This is a genomic window from Methylobacterium sp. CM6246, from assembly GCF_054818005.1.
The window spans coordinates 89,197-110,802 of the sequence record NZ_JBTXKY010000001.1 but is presented as its reverse complement, the minus strand read 5'-3'; the positions used below and the strand labels follow the sequence as shown (position 1 = coordinate 110,802).

General features: G+C 70.1%; 17 protein-coding genes. 7 read left to right on the top strand and 10 right to left on the bottom strand.

Annotated elements, in window-relative coordinates; genetic code table 11:
- Window positions 1-11: 11 nt before the first annotated feature.
- The 4 genes from fdhF (at window position 12) to ACYQPG_RS00525 (ending at window position 6,145) form a co-directional block, all read left to right on the top strand.
- The gene (gene fdhF / locus ACYQPG_RS00540) at window positions 12-2,873 is read left to right on the top strand and encodes a formate dehydrogenase subunit alpha (protein ID WP_419830881.1); all 2,862 of its coding nucleotides are present in this window, start codon (window positions 12-14) and stop codon (window positions 2,871-2,873) included.
- Window positions 2,874-2,877: 4 nt separating this feature from the next.
- The gene (locus ACYQPG_RS00535; protein ID WP_419830880.1) at window positions 2,878-3,171 is read left to right on the top strand and encodes a formate dehydrogenase subunit delta; all 294 of its coding nucleotides are present in this window, start codon (window positions 2,878-2,880) and stop codon (window positions 3,169-3,171) included.
- A gap of 291 nt (window positions 3,172-3,462) precedes the next feature.
- Window positions 3,463-5,124, top strand: coding sequence for an OFA family MFS transporter (locus tag ACYQPG_RS00530; RefSeq protein ID WP_147908017.1), 1,662 nt, complete (start codon window positions 3,463-3,465; stop codon window positions 5,122-5,124).
- Window positions 5,125-5,215: 91 nt separating this feature from the next.
- Window positions 5,216-6,145 carry a LysR family transcriptional regulator gene (locus ACYQPG_RS00525; protein WP_147908016.1) on the top strand — a complete coding sequence of 310 codons (930 nt, stop codon included), beginning with the start codon at window positions 5,216-5,218 and terminating at the stop codon, window positions 6,143-6,145.
- A gap of 12 nt (window positions 6,146-6,157) precedes the next feature.
- Here the strand turns inward: ACYQPG_RS00525 and ACYQPG_RS00520 are convergent, their stop codons facing one another.
- From ACYQPG_RS00520 to ACYQPG_RS00490, 7 genes are all read right to left on the bottom strand, one after another.
- The gene (locus ACYQPG_RS00520) at window positions 6,158-6,286 is read right to left on the bottom strand and encodes a hypothetical protein (RefSeq protein WP_281408660.1); all 129 of its coding nucleotides are present in this window, start codon (window positions 6,284-6,286) and stop codon (window positions 6,158-6,160) included.
- A 228-nt stretch (window positions 6,287-6,514) separates the two neighbouring features.
- Window positions 6,515-6,682, bottom strand: coding sequence for a 50S ribosomal protein L33 (rpmG, locus tag ACYQPG_RS00515; protein WP_020092568.1), 168 nt, complete (start codon window positions 6,680-6,682; stop codon window positions 6,515-6,517).
- A gap of 106 nt (window positions 6,683-6,788) precedes the next feature.
- Window positions 6,789-7,979 (bottom strand): MFS transporter, encoded by a 1,191-nt coding sequence (locus tag ACYQPG_RS00510; protein WP_419830879.1) that lies wholly within the window; start codon window positions 7,977-7,979, stop codon window positions 6,789-6,791.
- Window positions 7,976-8,725: an NUDIX hydrolase gene (locus ACYQPG_RS00505; protein ID WP_187193422.1), complete on the bottom strand. Its 750-nt coding sequence runs from the start codon at window positions 8,723-8,725 to the stop codon at window positions 7,976-7,978. The genes ACYQPG_RS00510 and ACYQPG_RS00505 overlap by 4 nt, the downstream gene beginning before the upstream one ends.
- Window positions 8,676-9,146: a DUF983 domain-containing protein gene (locus ACYQPG_RS00500; RefSeq protein WP_147908015.1), complete on the bottom strand. Its 471-nt coding sequence runs from the start codon at window positions 9,144-9,146 to the stop codon at window positions 8,676-8,678. Before ACYQPG_RS00500 ends, ACYQPG_RS00505 begins: the two co-directional genes overlap by 50 nt.
- A 23-nt stretch (window positions 9,147-9,169) precedes the next feature.
- Window positions 9,170-11,491, bottom strand: a complete 2,322-nt coding sequence (gene rnr, locus ACYQPG_RS00495) for a ribonuclease R (protein ID WP_461229971.1) — start codon at window positions 11,489-11,491, stop codon at window positions 9,170-9,172.
- 138 nt (window positions 11,492-11,629) lie between these two features.
- A complete protein-coding gene (locus tag ACYQPG_RS00490) occupies window positions 11,630-11,968 on the bottom strand; it encodes a hypothetical protein (RefSeq protein ID WP_461229970.1) in 339 nt (112 codons plus the stop codon).
- 114 nt (window positions 11,969-12,082) lie between these two features.
- Here ACYQPG_RS00490 and ydiJ point away from each other — a divergent pair, with 114 nt between their 5' ends.
- From ydiJ to ACYQPG_RS00475, 3 genes are all read left to right on the top strand, one after another.
- Window positions 12,083-15,166 carry a D-2-hydroxyglutarate dehydrogenase YdiJ gene (gene ydiJ, locus ACYQPG_RS00485; RefSeq protein WP_461229969.1) on the top strand — a complete coding sequence of 1,028 codons (3,084 nt, stop codon included), beginning with the start codon at window positions 12,083-12,085 and terminating at the stop codon, window positions 15,164-15,166.
- Window positions 15,163-16,053, top strand: a complete 891-nt coding sequence (locus tag ACYQPG_RS00480) for a ketopantoate reductase family protein (RefSeq protein WP_147940707.1) — start codon at window positions 15,163-15,165, stop codon at window positions 16,051-16,053. The genes ydiJ and ACYQPG_RS00480 overlap by 4 nt, the downstream gene beginning before the upstream one ends.
- 216 nt (window positions 16,054-16,269) lie before the next feature.
- Window positions 16,270-17,343 carry an alpha/beta fold hydrolase gene (locus ACYQPG_RS00475; protein WP_461229968.1) on the top strand — a complete coding sequence of 358 codons (1,074 nt, stop codon included), beginning with the start codon at window positions 16,270-16,272 and terminating at the stop codon, window positions 17,341-17,343.
- 143 nt (window positions 17,344-17,486) lie between these two features.
- Here the strand turns inward: ACYQPG_RS00475 and ACYQPG_RS00470 are convergent, their stop codons facing one another.
- From ACYQPG_RS00470 to ACYQPG_RS00460, 3 genes are all read right to left on the bottom strand, one after another.
- A complete protein-coding gene (locus ACYQPG_RS00470) occupies window positions 17,487-17,801 on the bottom strand; it encodes a plasmid stabilization protein (RefSeq protein ID WP_461229967.1) in 315 nt (104 codons plus the stop codon).
- Between the two features lie 17 nt (window positions 17,802-17,818).
- Window positions 17,819-19,435 carry a hybrid sensor histidine kinase/response regulator gene (locus ACYQPG_RS00465; RefSeq protein WP_147940705.1) on the bottom strand — a complete coding sequence of 539 codons (1,617 nt, stop codon included), beginning with the start codon at window positions 19,433-19,435 and terminating at the stop codon, window positions 17,819-17,821.
- Window positions 19,436-19,571: 136 nt separating this feature from the next.
- On the bottom strand, window positions 19,572-21,545 hold the full coding sequence (locus ACYQPG_RS00460) for an AI-2E family transporter (RefSeq protein ID WP_461229966.1): 1,974 nt from the start codon (window positions 21,543-21,545) through the stop codon (window positions 19,572-19,574).
- Window positions 21,546-21,606: the final 61 nt, after the last annotated feature.

Sequence of the window (21,606 nt, the reverse complement as noted above, 5' to 3'; positions counted from 1 at the left end):
AGGAGACGTCGATGGGCCTGATCAAGGAGATCGACTACGGCACGCCGATCCGCGTGGCTGAGCAGACCGTCACCCTGACGATCGACGGCATGGACGTGACGGTGCCGGCCGGCACCTCGGTGATGGCGGCGGCGATGCATGCCGGCACACAGATCCCGAAGCTGTGCGCCACCGACAGCCTGGAGCCGTTCGGCTCCTGCCGGCTCTGCCTCGTCGAGATCGAGGGGCGGCGCGGGACGCCGGCCTCCTGCACCACGCCGGCCGAGAACGGCATGGTCGTGCGCACGCAGACCGACAAGCTGGCCAAGCTCCGCAAGGGCGTGATGGAGCTCTACATCTCCGATCACCCGCTGACCTGCCTGACCTGCGCGGCCAACGGCGATTGCGAGTTGCAGGACATGGCCGGCGTCGTCGGCCTGCGCGACGTCCGCTACGGCTACGAGGGCGACAACCACGTCGTGCCGAGTGCCGAGAAGTACCTGCCCAAGGACGAGTCGAACCCGTACTTCACGTACGATCCGTCGAAGTGCATCGTCTGCAACCGGTGCGTCCGCGCCTGCGAGGAGGTGCAGGGCACCTTCGCGCTGACCATCGCGGGCCGCGGCTTCGACAGCCGCGTGGCGGCGGGCCCGACCAACTTCATGGAATCGGAGTGCGTCTCCTGCGGCGCCTGCGTGCAGGCCTGTCCCACGGCCACGTTGCAGGAAAAATCGATCCACGAGTTCGGCCAGCCCGAGCACGCGGAGGTGACGACCTGTGCGTATTGCGGCGTCGGCTGCTCGTTCAAGGCCGAGATGCAGGGCACCCGCGTCGTCCGCATGGTGCCGTACAAGGCCGGCAAGGCCAACGAGGGCCATAGCTGCGTCAAGGGTCGCTTCGCCTACGGCTACGCCACCCACAAGGACCGCATCACCAAGCCGATGATCCGCGCGAAGATCACGGATCCGTGGCGCGAAGTCTCCTGGGACGAGGCCATCTCGCACGCGGCCAGCGAATTCAAGCGGATCCAGTCGACATACGGCAAGGATTCGGTCGGCGGCATCACCTCGTCGCGCTGCACCAACGAGGAGGCCTACCTTGTCCAGAAGCTCGTGCGCGCCGCCTTCGGCAACAACAACGTCGATACCTGCGCCCGCGTCTGCCACTCGCCCACCGGCTACGGGCTGATGTCGACGCTCGGCACCTCGGCCGGCACCCAGGACTTCAAGTCGGTCGAGCAGTCCGACGTGATCCTGGTGATCGGTGCCAACCCGACCGACGGGCATCCGGTCTTCGGCTCGCGCATGAAGAAGCGCCTGCGGGAGGGCGCCAAGCTGATCGTGGCCGATCCGCGCAAGATCGACCTGGTGAAGTCGCCCCACATCAAGGCCGACTATCACCTGCCCCTGAAGCCCGGCTCCAACGTCGCCTTCATCAATTCGCTGGCGCACGTCATCGTCACCGAGGGGCTGATCGACGAAGCGTATGTCCGCGAGCGCTGCGACCTCGCCGAGTTCGAGTCCTGGGCCCGGTTCATCGCCGAGGAGCGGCATTCGCCCGAGAACCAGCAATCGTTCACCGGCCTCGACCCGGCTGAGGTGCGTGCGGCGGCCCGGCTCTACGCCACGGGCGGTGCGGCCGGCATCTATTACGGCCTCGGCGTCACCGAGCACAGCCAGGGCTCGACCATGGTGATGGGCATGGCCAACATCGCCATGGCCACCGGCAACATCGGCAAGCTCGGTGCCGGCGTGAACCCGCTGCGCGGCCAGAACAACGTCCAGGGCTCCTGCGACATGGGCTCGTTCCCGCACGAGTTCACCGGCTACCGCCACGTCTCGGACGACGCCACCCGTGAGAGCTTCGAGGCGCTCTGGGGCGCCAAGCTCGACGGTGCGCCGGGCCTGCGCATCACCAACATGCTCGACGAGGCCGTCGATGGCAGCTTCAAGGGCCTCTACATCCAGGGCGAGGACATCGCGCAGTCGGATCCCGACACGCACCATGTCACGTCCGGCCTCAAGGCGATGGAATGCATCGTCATCCAGGACCTGTTCCTGAACGAGACCGCGAAATACGCCCACGTCTTTCTGCCGGGCGCCTCGTTCCTCGAGAAGGACGGCACCTTCACCAACGCCGAGCGGCGCATCTCCCGCGTCCGCAAGGTGATGCCTCCGATGGGCGGCTTCGGTGACTGGGAGGGCACGGTGCTGCTCTCCAACGCGCTGGGCTACAAGATGGAGTATAGCCACCCGTCCGAGATCATGGACGAGATCGCCGGCCTGACCCCGAGCTTCACCGGCGTGTCCTACGCCAAGCTCGACGAGCTGGGCTCGGTGCAGTGGCCCTGCAACGAGAAGGCGCCGCTCGGCACGCCGATGATGCACGTGGACCGCTTCGTCCGCGGCAAGGGCCGGTTCATGATCACCGAGTTCGTGGCCACCGAGGAGCGGACGGGGGCGAAGTTCCCGCTGATCCTGACCACGGGCCGGATCCTGTCCCAGTACAATGTCGGCGCGCAGACCCGGCGCACCGAGAACTCGCGCTGGCACGAGGAGGACGTGCTGGAAATCCACCCGTTCGACGCGGAACTGCGCGGCATCGTCGACGGCGACCTGGTCTCCCTGGAGAGCCGGTCCGGCGACATCGCCCTGAAGGCCAAGGTCTCGGAGCGGATGCAGCCTGGCGTGGTCTACACCACGTTCCACCACGCCAAGACCGGCGCCAACGTGATCACCACCGACTACTCGGATTGGGCGACCAACTGTCCCGAGTACAAGGTCACGGCGGTGCAGATCCGGCGGACCAACCGGCCCTCGGATTGGCAGGCGAAGTTCTACGAGGAGGATTTCTCGTTGACCCGGATCGCCCAGCGCCTCGACGCGGCGGAGTGACTCGATGAGCGCACAGACCCAGGAGGACAAGCTCCTCCGGATGGCGAACCAGATCGCCACCTTCTTCCGGTCCTACCCGGAGGACGAGGCGGTGGCCGGGGTGCACAAGCACATCACGGCCTTCTGGACGCCCAAGATGGTCTCGAAGCTCGAGGCCGCCCTGCCGGGGATGGGCGACCGGGCCGACAGCCTGGTGCAGCAGGCCCTGCGCGGGGCCGAGCCCCAGGCCGAGAGCCCGGTGCGCTCCGCCACCCGCGACCCGCAGAAGCTCGGCGAGGGTGCCAGCGACGCCGGCTGATCGGCCTTCGTCGCGTTCGATCGGTCCATCGCGGCGCCGGTCGAACGCGGCCGCCCTGAGCAGGGCAGCGACGGCCCGAGGCGTGCCTGGAGGTTTACGCGCCGACCCTCCGAATGAATGCAGGATGCGCCGATTTCGGTATCCGCGTATACGTCGCCCCTGAATTGTAGGCTAAACCGGTACCGATGACGGGTCGAACCCCGTCCGCGCGCTGGCACCCGCCAAGCTCAACGACTAAGCTTCCTCGGCAGCACGGCTCACGCAACGAAGTCGTGCCTGGAGGAAGCCTCTATGCGTTCAGACCTGGCGGGCGCAGTCGCGCCCGGGAGCGATCACGGATGGTTGTCCCGTGAGCGCATCGTCGCCAAACCGGGCTTCAACCGCTGGCTGGTTCCGCCGGCGGCCCTGGCGATCCATCTCTGCATCGGCATGGCCTACGGGCTATCGGTGTTCTGGCTGCCGTTGAGCCGGGCCCTTTCGGTCGGCCAGCCCGCCCCCGCCGCCTGCCCCGACATGGGCGTGATGACGGCGCTGTTCACCACCACGTGCGATTGGCGCGTCAGCGACCTGGTGACAGTCTTCTCCATCGGCATCGTGATGCTCGGCCTGTCGGCCGCCCTGTTCGGCGGCTGGCTGGAGCGGGCGGGCCCGCGCAAGGCCGGTATCGTGGCCGCCCTGTGCTGGGGCGGCGGCTTCCTGATCGGCGCGCTGGGCGTCTACCTCCACCAGCTCTGGCTGGTCTGGCTCGGCATGGGCCTGATCGGCGGCATCGGGTTGGGCCTCGGCTACATCTCCCCGGTCTCGACCCTGATCAAGTGGTTTCCGGACCGGCGCGGCATGGCCACCGGCATGGCCATCATGGGCTTCGGCGGCGGCGCGATGATCGGCTCTCCCCTGGCCGACGGCCTGATCAAGACCTTCCGCAGCCCCGATTCCGTCGGCGTCTGGCAGACGCTCGCCCTGATGGGGCTGGGCTATTGCGTGTTCATGCTGGGCGGAGCCTTCGGCTACCGGGTCCCGCCGGCCGGCTGGCAGCCGGATGGGTGGACGCCGCCTGCCGCCAAGAACGCGATGATCGCCTCGGGCCACGTCCACCTGCGGGACGCGCACAAGACCTTTCAGTTCTGGATGATCTGGCTGGTGCTCTGCCTCAACGTCTCGGCCGGGATCGGCGTGCTGGCGCTCGCCTCGCCGATGCTCCAGGAGATCTTCGGCGGCTCCCTGATCGGGCTGCCCGGCACCGGCTTCGCTGCGCTCGACGCCGGCCAGAAGGCCCAGATCGCCGCGATCGCGGCCGGCTTCGTCGGATTGCTGTCGCTGTTCAACATCCTGGGCCGGTTCTTCTGGGCCTCGATGTCGGACCGGATCGGCCGCAAGCTCACCTACGCGATCTTCTTCGCCCTGGGCGGCGTGCTCTACGCCGCCGCTCCCTGGGCCGCCGGGATCGGCTCGCAGGCTCTGTTCGTCGCGTTCTTCTGCGTGATCCTCTCCATGTATGGCGGCGGCTTCGCGACGATCCCGGCTTACCTCGCCGACGTGTTCGGCACGCAGTTCGTCGGCGCGATCCACGGCCGCCTGCTCACCGCGTGGTCGACCGCCGGCATCGTCGGTCCGTTCGTGGTCACCAAGATCCGGGAGGCGCAGGCCGCCGCCGGTGTCCAGGGCGCGGACCTCTATGGGCGGACCATGTACGTGCTGGCCGCGTTCCTGGCCGCCGGGTTCGTCTGCAACCTGTTGATCCGGCCGCTCGCCGGGCGGTGGTTCATGTCCGATTCCGAGCGCGCCGCCCTCGACGTCCGCGGCGCCGCCGCTGCCGTCCGGTCGTCGGGCTCGTTCGGCATCGGCCGGGGCGGGTTCAGCGCCGCGGCGGCACTGGCCTGGGCGGTCGTGGGCATCCCGATCCTCTGGGGGATCGGCATCACCCTGTCGAAGGCGTTCATCCTGTTCCGCTGAGCGTGCGCCCGCCGCCGGTTGTGGCCGGACGGGCGGGCCACTAGGTTTCGGCATCCCAACCTGCGGGGTGCGCGCCGCTCGGAATGCCTCCGTGATCGACAAGCTCGACTTCCTGCTCGCGCTCGCCCGCGAGCAGCATTTCGGCCATGCGGCCGAGACCTGCGGGGTGACGCAGCAGACCCTCTCGGCCGGCGTGAAGCAGCTGGAGAACCGCTTCGGCGTGCAGCTGGTACTGCGCGGTTCGCGCTTCCAGGGCTTCACCCCGGAGGGCGAGCGGGTGCTCGAATGGGCACGCCGCATCGTGGCCGACGCGCGGGCGATGCACGAGGAGGTCACGGGCCTGCGCCGCGGCCTGACCGGGCACCTGCGCATCGCCGCGATCCCCACGGCCCTGCCGATGATCGTGAGCCTGACCACCCCCTATGGCGAGCGCCACCCGGGCGTCCGGCTCACGGTCGAATCCGCGGCCTCCGCCGACATCTTCTCGCTGATCGAGAACCTGGAGGCCGATGCCGGGCTGACCTACCTCGACAACGAGCCGCTCGGCCGGGTCGTGTCGGTACCGCTCTACCGGGAGCGCTACCGCCTGGTCACGGCCGACGGCGGCCCGTTCGACGGCCGCGCCAGCGTCACCTGGGCGGAGACCGGCCGCCTGCCGCTCTGCCTGCTGACCCCGAACATGCAGAACCGCCGGATCATCGATCAGCAGATCCGGGACGCCGGCGCCGATCCGGCCGCGACGCTGGAATCGAACTCGATGATCGTGCTGATGACCCACGTGCGCACCCTGCGCTGGGCCTCGATCATGCCGGAGATCCTGGTCGATGCCCTCGGGCCCATGGCGGGCGTGCGGGCGATCCCGATCACCGCCCCGGACCTGGAGCACACGATCGGCCTCGTCGCCCCGCGCCGCGAGCCCTCGACCCCGATGGTGACAGCCCTGGTCGCCATCGCCCGGACCCTGGCGCGGACGCTCGATCCGGAGCTGTACGGCTTTTCCAGCGCCGTGACGGATGCGTGAGAGGGTGCGCGTTCAGGCCGGCGCGAACAGGCCTCGCACCAACCCGCGGACGGCCCGATAGGGAATCAGCGGCAGCTTGAGGACGAGGCGGGCCGTGAGCACCGCCAGGACCGTCAGGATCGTCAGCAGAACTCTGAACACCGTGCGCGCTCCCTTGGCCGGTCCGGCCAGTGCGGAGGGAGACGGATCCCGGCGCCGGGTCAGGCAGCGCCCGGAACGCGGCGAGACTATGGTCGGGCGTCGCCCCGGCCCCGTCCGCGGCGCCGGGCAGGATCGTTCGTCACCCTGTCCCGGCAGGGCACGAAAAAAGCCGCCCCGTCTCCGGAGCGGCCTCGAGGTCGCGGCTGGACCGGGATGGGTCCCGCGAGCTTACTTGATCTTGGTTTCCTTGAAGTCGACGTGCTTGCGCGCGACCGGATCGTACTTGCGCATCGTCAGCTTCTCGGTCTGCGTGCGGGAGTTCTTCTTGGTGACGTAGAAATAGCCCGTGTCGGCGGTGGAGACGAGCTTGATCTTGACGGTGACGGCCTTAGCCATGGCGCGGCGCTCCTGCAGGGTGCGGCATTCCGCGTGAGCGAAACGCAAATGGCCGGGAAGGCCCGGCCGAATACGGGCCGGTCAATGCCCGATCGGACCCCGCAGGTCAAGACCGCGCGGCGGATCGCTCCATCATGGCAAGGCTCGACGAGAAGACCAGGAACAGTGCCAGCAGCGCCCACGCGAAGCCGTGCGGCGGCACGAGGTCGAGCCCCCCGCCGATCAGCGGCGGCCCGAGCATCAGGCCGACATTGTACAGCACCACGAAGGCCGCGTTGGCGCCCGCGAGGTCGGAGGCCGGGACCCGGTCGCCCAGCGTGGTCAGGCCGACCGTGTAGAGCGTCCCGGCGATGCCGCCCCAGGCGAACAGGACCAGGCCGAGCGCCAGCGGCGACCCGGAGGCCAGCGGGATCAGGGCCGAGCCCGCCGCCCCGGCCAGGCCCGCGCCGAGGAGCACCGCGCCCCGGTCGACGCGGTCGGCAAGCCAGCCGAACGGGATCTGGAACAGCACGTTGCCGAGCGCGATCAGGCTGACGAGGCCGGCCGCGCCCTGTGCGTCGTAGCCCAGGCGCAGGCCGTAGAGCGGCAGGATCGCGAAGATCCCGGTCTCCACCGCCCCGTACGCGAGGGCGGCGAGCAGCGCCCCGGGGGCGAAGCGCAGATAGGCGAGGAGGCTGCGGCCGGAACCGTGCTCGATGGTCGGCGAAAGGCCTCGGGCGAGGACGATCGGCAGGCCGCCGGCCAGCATCAGGGCGGCACCGGTCAGGTAGGGGGGCAAGCCCTCGGTCCCGACGAGGGCCAGGAGCGCCGGCCCGACCGCGAAGCCCGCTGCCAGCACGGTGGCGTAGATGCCCATCACCAGGCCTCGGCGCTCCGGCGGGGCGGCGGCGTTGATCCAGTACTCGGACAGCACGAACAGTGCGCCGAGCGTCGCCGAGAACACGAAGCGCAGCGGGAACCACAGGGCGATGCCCGGCACCATCGGAAAGGCGGCGAGGCTCACCGCCCCCACGACCAGGGCGAGACACAGGAGCGGCGCGACGCCGATCCGCGCGGCCAGTCGCGGGACGAACGGGACCGTGCAGATGCTGGCGATGCCGGCGACCGCGGTGTTGAGCCCGATCAGCGTGCTCGACGCGCCGCGCCGCTCCAGCTCGATCGACAGGAGCGGGATCGACAGGCTGAGGCCGATGCCGACCACGGTGACGCAGGCGATGGCGGCGGTGATCGCCGCCACGGTGTCCGGTCCGATCCCGCGTCCCGCGACGATCCGGTCCGGCCTGTCGGAAACATTCACAACGCGACTCGTTCCCGGCGCCCGTAGCGCTCGTAGTGGAAGGGGATCATCCGGTGCGGCGCGAAATCGGCCGCGATCTGCGCCTCCAGATCGTCCAGGATGGCGCGGGTGATGAACGGCAGGTCGAGCTTGCGCGCCGCGTCCAGGCGGACCCAGGCGAGCTCGGTGAACTCGGCCTCGGGGCTCACCCGGCCGGCCTCCTCGGCCACGACCATGCGGCGATCGACGGCGAAGAACCGCGTGTCGAACCGGCGGACGCGCTTGGGCGGGGTGATCGCCCGGGCCACGAGGTGCAGCGCCTCCAGGTCCGGCAGGATCCCGTGCCGGGCGAAGGCCTCCCAGCCCGCGGGGGCGGTCTCGGGGGCGCCGTGCTCGTTCGTGCCGAGCAGCAGGCCGGTCTCCTCGTAGGTCTCCCGGATGGCGGCCAGCGCCAGCGCCCGGCCGAGATGGTGCGGCGGCCGGGAGACCTGACGGGTCAGCGCGGCCTCGGCGTAGTCGGGCAGTGCGCCGGCCACCGGCATGTGGCGGTCGCCGAGTTCGATACGGCCCCCGGGGAACACGAACTGCCCGGGCATGAAGGCGAGGCGCGGGTTGCGGCGGCCCATCAGGACCTTCGGGCCGCCCTTCCCGCGCCGGTCCAGCACGATCAGGGTGGCGGCGTCCCGCGGGCGCAGGCGCGCCGGGGACGGCGTCCGCTCAGGGCTGGTCGCGATCTCGGATTCCTGCTGCGGCTCCGGCTGCGGCAAGGCGTGTCTCCTTCAACCCCGAAACGGGGCGGCCCCGCGGTAACGTGGCGAAGCCGTGCATGCCAAGGGCATATTGCAACCCGACGACGGCACCCTTGACCGGCTGGAGCAACGCGAGGGCGAACAGGAGCGTGAAGACCGGCCAGACGCCCATCTCGACCCACAACGGGACATCGTAGGCGGTCTCGGTCTCCAGGATCAGGTAGCCGACGATGTGGGCGACGATGAAGATCACCACGTAGGGCGGCAGATCGTCCGCGCGGTGATGGTGCAGTTCCAGCCCGCAGGCGTCGCATTCCGGGCGCACCTTCAGGAAGCGTCCGAAGATCCGGCCCTGCCCACAATGGGGACAGCGGCCGATGAAGCCCCGCGCCATCGCGGGGATCAGGCGGGTGCGCACGGGAATCGCGTCGGTGGCCATGACCAAAGCCTACACCGGCCGGGTCACCGGCGCGAGCCGCGATGGCGCGTGCCGGAGTTGCGGATGCCGGGCGGGCGGCCGGAGGGGGCGGCCTTGAACGGCCGCCCGCTGGGCTTCCGGCCGGCGCCGTCCTTGCTGGACCCGGAGCGGGTCTGGCCCGCGCTCAGCAGCTCGAAGCGGAGCGCCCCCGCCACCGGCGCGGCCTCGACCAGGCGGACCTCGACGCGGTCGCCGAGCCGGAAAGTCTCGCCGCTGCGCTCACCCACGAGGGCGTGACGGGCCTCCTCGTGGCGGAAATAGTCGGCGCCGAGCTGCGAGATCGGCACGAACCCGTCCGCGCCGGTCTCGTCGAGCTTGATGAACAGGCCCGACCGCGTGACGCCCGCGATCTGTCCCGCGAAGGTCGCCCCGATCCGGTCGACGAGATGGTGCGCGATCAGCCGGTCGATGGTCTCGCGCTCCGCCGCCATGGCGCGGCGTTCGGCCGCCGAGATCTGCTCGCCGATCTGCGCGAGCTCGCCCACCGACACCTCCGCGGGCAGGCCGTCGGCGCCGAGCCGGCAGGCGGCGATCAGCGCTCGGTGGACGATCAGGTCGGCGTAGCGGCGGATCGGCGAGGTGAAATGCGCGTAGCGGCGCAGGTTCAGCCCGAAATGGCCCAGGTTCTCGGAGGCGTAGACGGCCTGGGCCTGGGAGCGCAGCACCACCTCGTTGATGAAGGTCGCGTGCTCGCTGCCGGCCACCGATCCGAGGATGCGGTTGAACAAGGCGGGGCGCAGCGCCCCCTCCTTGGGCAGCTTGATCCCGACCGAGGCCAGGACCTCGCCGAGCGCCTGCATCTTCTCCTGCGCCGGCTCGTCGTGCACCCGGTAGATCAGCGTCTGCTTGGCCGCCTCCAAGGTCTCGGCGGCGGCGACGTTGGCCTGGATCATGAACTCCTCGATCAGCCGGTGCGCATCGAGGCGCTCCGGCACGATCACCCGGTCGACCGCGCCCTCGGGCGAGAGCAGCACCTTGCGCTCGGGCAGGTCGAGCGCGAGCGGCCCGCGGCTGTCCCGGGCCTCGCGCAGGGCCGCGTAGGCCGCCCAGAGCGGGCGCAGCACCGTCTCCAACAGCGGCTCCGTTGCGGCATCCGCCTGCCCGTCGATGGCGGCTTGCGCCTGCGCGTAGGCGAGCTTGGCCCGGGAGCGCATCATCACCCGGTGGAACGTGTGGCGGCGCTTCACCCCGTCCGCGGCGATCACCATCCGGACCGCGATGGCCGGGCGGTCCTCGCCCTCGCGCAGGGAGCAGAGATCGTTGGAGATCCGCTCCGGCAGCATCGGCACGACGCGGTCGGGGAAATAGACCGAGTTGCCCCGCTCCAGCGCCTCGCGGTCGAGGCTCGAGCCGGGGCGGACATAGGCCGCGACATCCGCGATCGCCACCGTGACGAGGAAGCCGTCCGGATTGGCCGGGTCGGGATCAGGCTCCGCCATCACGGCGTCGTCGTGGTCCTTGGCGTCCGGCGGATCGATGGTCAGCAGCGGGCGGTCGCGCCAATCCTCGCGACCTTTGAGCGGGGCGGGGGCCGCTGCATCGGCCTCGGCCAGGGTCGCGTCCGAGAATACGTGCGGGATGTTGTGCAGGTGGATCGCGATCAGGCTCACGGCCTTCTCGGAGCCGAGCGAGCCGAGCCGTTCCCGGACCCGGCCCCGCGGCAGGCCGAAGCGCGTCTCCCGCTCCAGCGATACGCTGACGAGGTCGCCGTCCCGGGCCTGACCCTCCTCGCCGGGCGGGATCAGGATCTCGCGGCCCTGCGAGCGCTTCTCGACCGGCACGATCCGGCCGCCCTGCGCCCCGGCGCGGTAGACGCCGATGATCTCGGCCTTGTTCTTTCCGATGACCTTGATGACCCGGCCGGTATAGCCGCCCTCGGCGTCGCGCTCGACCCGGACGAGGGCGCGGTCGCCGATCCCGGCGTCCGGGCGGTTGCCCTTGCGCGGTCCGCGGCTTTGCGTGAGCACGATGGATGGCGGCTTGCCGGTGCCGGTCCACTCGACCGGAACCGCCAGGAAGTCGCCGTGCCGGTCGCGCGAGCGGATGTCGCTCAGAACCACCGGCGGCAGGCGACCGGCAGCTGCGAGGCCGCCGCGCCCGCGATCGAGGCCGCCATCCTCCTCGATCTCCTTGAGGATGCGCTTCAGGTCGATCTTGGCGGCGCCCTTGATGCCGAACGCCTTGGCGATCTCCCGCTTGCCGACGGGTTCGGTCGCCTCCGCCACGAAGGCGAGGATCTGCTCGCGGGTGGGGAAGGGCGGGGGAGCGGCGGGTTCGGCCGCCTCTGCGCTGATGCGTGATGCCAAAAGGTGGTGCCGGACGGTTCTCGAAAAAGGCGTGCGCCCGCGATCGGGCACCGGACCGCTGATTCGGTCTCGTCACCGCAAGATGGGGTTCCGGCCGGTCCGCGGCAACGGTGGCCGTCGCGTCCTCAACAGGCGCGATCAGCCGGTGGACGCCGATTTGCGGATGCGGTCGACCGCGAGATCGACGTCGAAGGCCGGGTCCAGGATCTCGTCGAGGCCGAACGGGCAGGCGCGGGGCAGGGTCAGGTTCACCTGGCCTTCTCCGGGCGCAAGCTCCGGCGTCTCCGCCTGCTGGATCGCCAGCGTCCAGGCGCCGTCCATGCGCAGGCTCCCGGCCTGCGGCGGGTCGGCGCCCAGGGCGGCGAGCCTGGTCCGGCCGGCCTCGCGGCAGGCGAGGCTCGTGGCGTCGTCGGAGATGAGGGCCGCCTTGATCAGCTCGGCCAGGGCATCCCTGACCCGTTCGACGCTCGCTTTCATGGGCATCCGCTCCGCACCGTCGCCACCGTGGCAAGCGGGGTGCCAGACCGGTTCGCGGCGACGTGACATAATCGCCGATCTTCCCTCGCGAGGGGCCGGGTGTAGAACGCGTTCATGATCCCGGTCCTGACCCGCCACACCGAGGCCGTGCCGCTCTATGAGGCGGTGGTCGCCGAACTGCGCCTGCGCGGCTTCGCGGGCGACCTCACCGTGTCGGCCGCGGACCGCACGGTCTTTTCCACCGACAACTCGATCTATCAGGTCGAGCCGGGGGCCGTGGCCTTCCCGCGCTCGCGCGACGACCTCGTGCGCATCGCCAAGCTGCTGGACGACCCGCGCTTCACCGAGATCGTGATCCGCCCCCGCGGCGGGGCCACCGGCACCAACGGCCAGTCGCTCGGCCACGGCCTCGTGGTCGACACCTCGCGGCACATGAACCGCATCCTGGAGATCGACGTCGCGCGCCGCATCGTCCGGGTCGAGCCCGGGGTGGTGAAGGACCAGCTCAACCGGGCGCTGGCCGAGCACGGCCTGTTCTTCGCGCCCGAACTCTCGACCTCGAACCGCGCGACCATCGGGGGCATGATCTCCACCGATGCCTGCGGTCAGGGCTCCTGCCTCTACGGCAAGACCCGCGACCACGTCCTCGCGCTGACCTGCGTGCTCGCCGACGGCACGGTCTGGACGGCCGAGCCGCTGGACGCGGCCGGCCTCGAAGCCGCCCAGGCCCGCAACGACCGGGTCGGCGAGATCCACCGCACCGTCGATACGGTCGTCACCGAGAACGCAGCGCTGATCGCCGAGCGCTTCCCCAAGCTCAACCGCTGCCTCACCGGCTACGACCTCGCCCATCTGCGCGATGCGGACGGCCGGTTCGACCTCAAGAGCGTGATCTGCGGCTCGGAGGGCACCCTGGCGCTGATCGCCGAGGCGCGGCTCAACGTTCTGCCGATCCCCAAGGCGTCGGTGCTGGTGGCGCTCTCCTACGTGGATTTCGACGCCGCCCTGCGGGACGCCCAGGCGCTGCTGCCGTTCGGCGCGGCCTCGGTGGAGACCATCGATTCCACCGTCCTGGGCCTCGCCCGCAAGGACCCGATCTGGGCCGAGGTCCGCGCCTTCTTCCCGGACGATCCCGCCGGCCGGCCGGTCCACGGCATCAACCTGGTGGAATTCGTCGGCGACGACGCGGACGGCGTGGATGCCGCCCTGGCGCGGCTCACCACGGTGCTGGAGGCCGAGCGCGGGACCGACACCAAGCGCCTCGGCTTCACCATCGCCCGCGGCGACGCGATCGAAAAACTCTGGACCATGCGCAAGAAGGCGGTGGGCCTGCTCGGGGCTGCCAAGGGCGATGCGCGCCCGATCCCGTTCGTCGAGGATACCGCGGTGCCGCCGGAGCGGCTCGCCGACTTCATCGCGGAGTTCCGGGCGCTGCTCGACGCCAAGGGGCTGCGCTACGGCATGTTCGGCCATGTCGATGCCGGCGTGCTCCACGTCCGTCCGGCCATCGACCTGAAGGATCCGAACCAGAACGCCCTGATCCGCGAGGTGACCGAGGGCGTGGTCGCGCTCACCGCAAAGTATGGCGGGCTGCTCTGGGGCGAGCACGGCAAGGGATTCCGCTCCGAGTTCGTGCCCGCGACCTTCGGGCCGCTGATGCCGGCGCTCGAAGCGGTCAAGCGCGCCTTCGACCCGGGCGACCGGATGAATCCGGGCAAGATCGCCACGGCCCGGGGCGGCGCGCTCACCCGGATCGACGGCGTGCCCCGCCGGGGCGAGCAGGACCGGACGATCCCGCCGCCGGTCCGGCAGGATTTCGACGAGGCCCTGCACTGCAACGGCAACGGCGCCTGCTTCACCTTCGATCCGGACGACGCGATGTGCCCGTCCTGGAAGGCGACCCGGGAGCGCCGGCACTCGCCCAAGGGCCGCGCCTCGCTGATGCGCGAGTGGCTGCGCCTGGCGTCACAGGCGGGCATGGACCCCGCCGCGGAGCTGAAGCGCCAGCGCCCCGGCTGGTGGGCCGATGTTTTCGCGACCATGCGCAGCGGTTTCCGGCGCCGCTCCGAGGCCGATGACTTCTCCCACGCCGTGAAGGAGGCGATGGACGGCTGCCTCGCCTGCAAGTCCTGCACGGGATCGTGCCCGATCAAGGTGGACGTCCCGACCTTCCGGGCGAAGTTCCTGGCACTCTACCATGCCCGCTACGCCAGGCCCCTGAAAGACCACCTCGTGGCCGCGCTGGAGCCGCTCCTGCCGCTGGCCGCCCGGATGCCGCGCCTGAGCAACGCGGCCCTGGCCAACCCGCTCGCCCGGATGCTGCTGGCCAAGGCCGGCCTGGTCGGGATCCCGGCCCTGTCGCCGATCGACCTGACGGCGCGGCTCGCCGAACTCGGCGTCGCCACCGCGACCCCGGAGGTGCTGGCCCGTCTCCCCTCGGCGGAGCGCGCGCGCGCAGTGCTGCTGGTGCAGGATGCGTTCACCAGCCATTTCGAGGCGGCCTTGGTCGTCGATGCCTGCGCGCTCCTGGTCGCGCTCGGCTTCAAGCCGTGGCTCGTGCCCTACCGGCCGAACGGTAAGCCGCTGCACGTGCACGGCTTCCTGGCCCGGTTCGCCGCGGTGGCGCGGTCCAACGCCGCGATGCTGCGGGCGCTCGCGCGCTCGGGCGTGCCGCTCGTCGGCCTCGATCCGTCGATGACGCTGACCTACCGGTCCGAATACGCCCAGGCGCTCGGCGGCGACGACCTGCCCAAGGTCCAGATCCTGCAGGAATGGCTTGCCACGCAGCTCGACCGGATCGCGCCCCGGCCGGGCAACGCGACCCTGCAGCTGCTGCCCCACTGCACCGAGCGCACCAACGCCCCCGGCGCGGTCCGCGACTGGCAGGCGGTGTTCACCCATCTCGGGCTGCGGCTCGACGTGCTGCCCGCGGGCTGCTGCGGCATGGCCGGGACCTACGGCCACGAGGCGCGCAACCGCGCCACCTCGGAGGCGATCTACGGCTTGAGCTGGGCGCGCCACGTGGCCGAGGCCCCCGGCGGCAACCTTCTGGCGGACGGCTATTCCTGCCGGTCGCAGGCCAGGCTGATCGACGGCGTGAGGCTCCGCCACCCGTTCCAGGCCCTCCTCGACCATGTGCGGACGGGGGCCGCCGCCGCGCCGTTCCATCCCGAGCACGCCGCGGCGGCGGCGCGATGAAGGTCGCAATCCTCGGGGCCGGCGCGGTCGGCTGCTATTACGGGTTCCTGCTCGCGCGGGCCGGCCATGCGGTCACGCTGATCGGCCGCCCGGCCCTGGTCGAGGCGGTCGCGGCAAACGGGCTGGTGCTGGAGAGCGCGGCCGGGCGTGCCGCCGTGGCGGTTCCTGCGACGACGGCGAGCGATGGTGTCGCCGGGGCGGATCTGGTGCTCGTCTGCGTCAAGTCGGGCGACACGGAAGCGGCCGGGGCGACCATCGCGCCCCATCTCGGCCCCTCGGCGACGATCCTCAGCCTCCAGAACGGCGTCGACAACGCCGAGCGCCTGGGCGTCGTGCTCGGGCGGCCGGTGGTGCCGGTGGCGGTCTACGTCGCCACCGCGATGGTCGGGCCGGGGCAGGTGCGGCACAACGGCCGGGGCGACCTCGTGCTCGGCGCCTCGGCAGCCAGCGAAACCATCGCCGCCGCGCTCATCGCCGCCGGGATCCCGACCACCGTCTCGGAACGCGCCCTGGACGCGCTCTGGGGCAAGCTGATCCTGAACTGCGCCTACAACGCCCTGTCGGCCCTGACCCAGTTGCCCTACGGCCGCCTGGTGCAGGGTGAGGGCGTCGTCGCGGCGATGACCGATGTGGTGCAGGAATGCGTCGCGGTGGCGAACGCCGCGGGCGTGTCGGTACCCGACGACATCCTCGACACGGTGCTCGCCCTCAGCACCAGCATGGCCGACCAGCGCTCCTCCACCGCCCAGGACCTCGCCCGGGGCCGGCCGAGCGAGATCGACCACCTCAACGGTTATGTCGTTCGGAAGGGGGCTGCGCTCGGCATCCCGACGCCGGCGAACCGGATGCTCCACACGCTGGTCAAGCTGGCGGAAGCGCGAAGGTAAGGTTTGGCGGATCGTGCTGCCCACGTTCCGCTTGCCTCAGATCTTGGCGGTCGCCGCACTCTCCGCCCGCATGAGACGGTCGGTTCCTCGCAACTCGCCAAACAGAGTGAGGGCTACTGTTCGAGCGGAGAGCTACAGCTATTGTCAGGCGAAATCGACACGGCAATACTCATTTAAGCGCGGTGGAAAACCATTGACGCTTGGAGGGGGAATCGCATGAAAGTCGTGAGCCTGTTGTGCGGTTCAGCCGTCGGCGCGGCCGTGCTCTCGTTGGCGCTCACGGCGCGTGCTGCCGAATATCCGACGCCCAAAGAGGGCGACGCGACGATCAAGGACTTCACATTTCACACCGGCGAAGTCCTGCCGGAGATGCGCCTGCACTACACGACCGTTGGCGATCCGAACGGCGAACCCGTCGTCGTCGTGCATGGGACCACCGGTTCGGCATCCAGCATGCTGACGCCTGGCTTCGCGGGAGAGCTATTCGGGCCCGGCCAACCACTGGACGCGGCAAAGTACTATATCATCATCCCGGACGTGCTCGGCCATGGAAAGTCATCCAAGCCTTCCGATGGTCTGAAGACGAAGTTTCCACGGTATAACTATGACGATATGGTCGAGGCTCAGTACCGGCTTCTCAAAGAACACCTCGGACTCAACCACGTCCGCCTGATCATCGGCAACTCGATGGGGGGGATGCACGCCTGGATCTGGGGCGTGAAGCACCCGGAGTACATGGACGCTCTCGTTCCCATGGCGTCACAGCCGAGCGAAATGGCGAGCCGCAACTGGATGATGCGCCGGCTTCTAGTAGAGACCATCCGGCGCGACCCGGCCTATGCCAACGGGGAGTACTTGGTCCAGCCGCCCTCGGTGCGGGTTGCAAACGTGTTCTTCGCCCTCGGCACCAGTGGCGGCACGTTGGCTCTACAAAGACACGCACCGACGGGTGACTTGGCCGACAAACTCGTGGACGCACGCTTGGCGTCACCGTTCGCCGCCGATGCAAACGATTATGTCTATCAGTGGGAATCGTCTCGCGCCTACAATTGTTCTCCTGGCCTGGAGAAGATCGAAGCCGCGGTGCTGGCGATCAATGCCGCCGACGACGAGCGCAACCCGCCCGAGACGGGGATCATGGAGCGCGAGATAAAGCGCGTGAAGAACGCGCGCCTCTACGTGATCCCGGCCAGCGACGAGACCATGGGCCACGGCACCACGGGTTACGCCAAGTTCTACAAGCGGCAACTTCAGGATTTCCTGCAGGCCGCGCCGAAGAAGGCCATATAGGCCCTCCGCAGGCAGGATCCGACTGGGACCTACGATGCTTTCGGTGTGACGCCGGCCCGGGCTGTGGCGACCTCGAAAGGTCGAAGCCAAGCGATTCCAGGCCGCGGAAGGCGTGCAACACGTCCGGTCCCGCCCCTGCCGGATCACGCACTGGCCGCAGCATTCGCCTTGCGCGTCGCCGCAGCCTTCCTGGCCGAGGCCGAGCGCTGTTCCGGTGTCCGGCTCGCTGAGGCCTTGCCGCCTGTGTCGCCGCCCGTGTGGGCCGCCGGATGGCCGGTGGCTTTGCCGCGGCCCGAGCCGCCCGGCTTCTTGCCGCCGCCGTCGTCCTTGTTGACCGTGGCCCAGGCGCGGGATTCCGCTTCCTGCTCCGGCACGCCGCGCGCCTCGTAGGAGTCGGCGATGTGATCGGCCTTGCGCTTCTGCTTGTCGGTGTATTTCGCCTTGTCGCCCTGCGCCATCGCGTGTCTCCTCAAGCTCAGCCTACGCCGGTGGGACCGTCGAGGATGGCCCGCACGCGGCGGACCAGCTCCGTGCGCCGGTAAGGCTTGTTGAGAAGGTCAAACTCGGAACCGCCGATATCGGTTCGCTCCAGGCTCGCCTCCGCATAGCCCGTGGCCAGCAGGACCTTGAGCTTGGGCTGGCGGCGGCGCGCCTCGCGGGCGAGCAGCACGCCGTTCATGCCGCCCGGCATGATCAGGTCGGTGAACAGCAGATCGATCCGCTCGCTGGATTCCAGGATCTCCAGGGCCTCGCGGGCATTGCTGGCCATCAGCGTCGTGTAGCCGAAGTCCCGCAGGATGGTGCGGGCGAGTTCGGCGACGTCCTCGCGGTCGTCCACGATCAGGATCGTCTCGGTACCCTGCCGGTCCACCGCCCGATGCGAGACCTTGGACGGGGCGTGCGCGTCGCCGTCGGTCGCCGGGAAGGACAGGCGCACCGTCGTGCCGGCGCCGACCACGGACTCGATCTGGGCGGCGCCGCCGGACTGCTTGGCGAAGCCGTAGACCATCGACAGGCCGAGCCCGGTGCCCTTGCCCTCCTCCTTGGTGGTGAAGAACGGATCCATCACCCGGGCCAGAACCGCGGGCGGGATGCCGGTGCCGCTATCCCGGATCGCGATGCTGACGTAGCGGCCCGCGCGCAGCGGCCCGATCTCGCCGCTGGCCGTGACCGCGTTGTTCTCCGTGGTGATCCGGACGGTGCCGCCATCCGGCATGGCGTCCCGGGCGTTGATCAGCACGTTGAGGATCGCGACCTCGGCCTGCGTCGGGTCCACGCGGCAGTTCCAGAGGTCCCGGTCGAGATCCAGCTCGATCGTCACCGCCTCGCCCACCGAGCGGGCGACCATCTCGCGCATCCCCTCGATCAGCGTGTTGAGGTTGACGGCGCGCCCGTCCAGCCGCTGCTTGCGGGCGAAGGCCAGGAGCTGCTGCGTCAGGGTGGTCGCACGCTCGGCCGCCTGCCGGATGTTGTCGGTGGCGCGCCCGAGCCGGGCGCGGTCCGCATCGGGCTTCTCGAGCCCGGAGGCCAGGATGTCGACGTAGCCGACGATGACTTGCAGCAGGTTGTTGAAGTCGTGCGCGATGCCGCCGGTAAGCTGGCCCAACGCCTCCATCTTCTGCGCCTGGCCCAACGCCTCCTCGGCGTCGCGCCGGCGCGAGACATCGAGCTGCGAGCCGAAAAAATATACGAGCTCCCCGGCCGAATTGTACACCGGCGAGACGAACAGGGCGTTCCAGAAGCTCGAGCCGTTCTTGCGGTAGTTCAGGATCTCGGTGGCGAATTCGCGGCTCTCGGCGATCGCCGAGCGGATCTGATCGACGGTCTCGCGGTCGGTCTCCGGGCCCTGCAGGAACCGGCAATTGCGCCCAACCAGTTCCTCGGGCGTGTAGCCGGTCATCGCCAGGAAGGCGCGGTTGGCGAAGATGATCGGATTGTCCGGCTGGCGCGGATCGGTGACGATCATCGGCATCCGGGTGGTTTCCACCGCGGCGAAGAAGATGTCGCTCTTGGGGTCGGCGACATCGCTCGCCGCGCCGTCCCTGACGACTGCGCTCGGTCCGATCGGAGGTTTTTCAGGGGAATCGGACATGGCGCGCAGTCTTATTCGTTCCAATCGTGGACAGATGGGGATGCCGGCCCGGTGCCGGCAGCGGGCTGCGACTTTAGGAAGGCACGCGGCGTTGTCGACCGTCACGCCACGTCGGCGTTGTCGCGCTTGGCGTGGGTCAGGCCGCCACCGGCCGGGCCGGGCCGGGGAGGGCCCGGGCGGGTGCGGACGCGACCTGTGCGGGCGCCGGCTCACGGCAGGCACTCGTGACCGCCGAGAGCGCCTCGTTCAACGAGGTGACCAGGAAGTCCGCCGAGGTCGCCCGGCGCAGGCGATCCAGTGTCGCCGGATCGCGCTCGCGCCAGAAACCCACCAGGATACGCACGCCCGGCACCGCGGCACGGGCCTGCCGCACCGTGAACCGGATCTGCGACAGGCTGACCGGCTCCAGATAGGAGAAGCAGATCAGCGCGAGGCCGCCCGGGTTGTCGGGGCGTTCCCCAGCGCGGATCGCGGCCATCGACAGGGTCTGCGAGGCGAGCCCGTGCCGGGCCAGGATCTGGCTGAGCATGAGGGTGGCCGCCTCGTCGAACGGGCCACGGCTCGACACGCAGAGGACCGGCGTCTCGCTGCGCCAGGCCGGCGCGAGATCCTCGCGGGCCAGCACGATGCCGGCGATCTGACGGTCTGGCCCTGCGGCGGCCAGCGCGGCCGCGGTCTCGGTGTCGGACGCGCGCGGCGCGCCCCGCCAGGTGCGCCGTGCCACCGGGGCGGTGCCGAGCCGCGCCACGACGGTTCGGATCGCGGCGCCGACCGCATCCTGTCGGGTGCGGTCCAGGGTGCCGCGTGAGAGGTCCTCCTGCGCGAGCAGAAGCCCGGCCAGCGCGACCTCGTCATAATAGGTGACCAGCGCGCGCTCCTTGAGGAACTGCCAGCCCTGGTCGATCGCCTCGGCCGGGTCGTTCGCCAGCATGCGCTGGTAGAAGATCTCCGGCGGCGCGAGCGCCGGCCGGTCGCCGAGCAGCACATCGAGATACCAGAGGCGCTCCACGTGCCGGCCGAGCACCACCAGGCAGACGGTGAGCGGGGTGGCCAGCACCAGACCGATCGGTCCCCACAGGAAGGTCCAGATCGTCGCCGCCAGGATCACGGCGATCGGCGACAGGCCGGTGGAGTGGCCGTAGAGCAGCGGCTCGATCACGTGGCCGGCAATCGGCTCCACCACCAGGAACAGGGCCGCGGTGGCGATCACCATGCTCCAGCCGGGATCGACCGCCGCGGCGAGGATCAGCGGCAGCAGGGCGCTGATCGCGGCGCCGATATACGGCACGAACCGCAGGATCGCCGCGAGCACGCCGAACAGCGTCGGGCTCGGCACGCCGATCAGCCACAGGCCGACGCCGATCACCACCCCGAAGGCGATGTTGAGGGCGAGCTGAGCCAGGAAGAACCGGCTGAGCCGGCTGGTCGCGTCGTCGATCGCCGCCGTCACCCGGCGCAGGTCTCCGGAGCCGCCCGCCAGCCGGATCGCCCGGTTCCGAAGGTCCTCGCGCTGGAGCAGGATGAAGATCGTGAAGATCAGGATCAGCCCGGTGGTGGCCAGCGGGTGCAGGATCGGGCCCGCGAAGGTCTGGAACGTCTCGACGACGCTCGCCCGGGCGGGGGTGATTTCTACGGTGAGCGGGTGCGTGCGCGTTCCCGGCTCGCCCTTGACCTCGATGGCGCCGGGCGGCTGGAGCGTGGCGCTCAGGTCCTGGACCATGTCGACCATGCGCGACAGCGTCCCGGCCCCGTCGGTCGCGCCGCGCAGGTCCTTGATCTTGTCGCGCATCACCAGCGTGTAGCGCGGCAGGTCCGACGCCAGCTGCGAGGCCTCGCTGGCGATCAGGCTGCCGATCCCGAACAGGCCGCCGAACACGATCACCACCACCAGGAGCACCGCCGCCGCCCGCGGCACGCGGATCCGGCGGAGGATGCGGACCGCCGGCACCAGGACGAAGCTCAGGAGGATCGCCAGCGTCACCGGCACCAGGATCTCGCGCCCGAGATACAGGGCCGCCATGATCGCCACGACGAGGAGGGTGGAGGCCAGCGCGACGATGACCGGCAAGCCCTGCTTGAGGCGCTGGGCGGTGACGGGATCCTCGCTCACAAAGACGCTCCACTCATATCGAATTCAGGGACGATGCCGCCCCGCGACGGCGGAGCGGTTC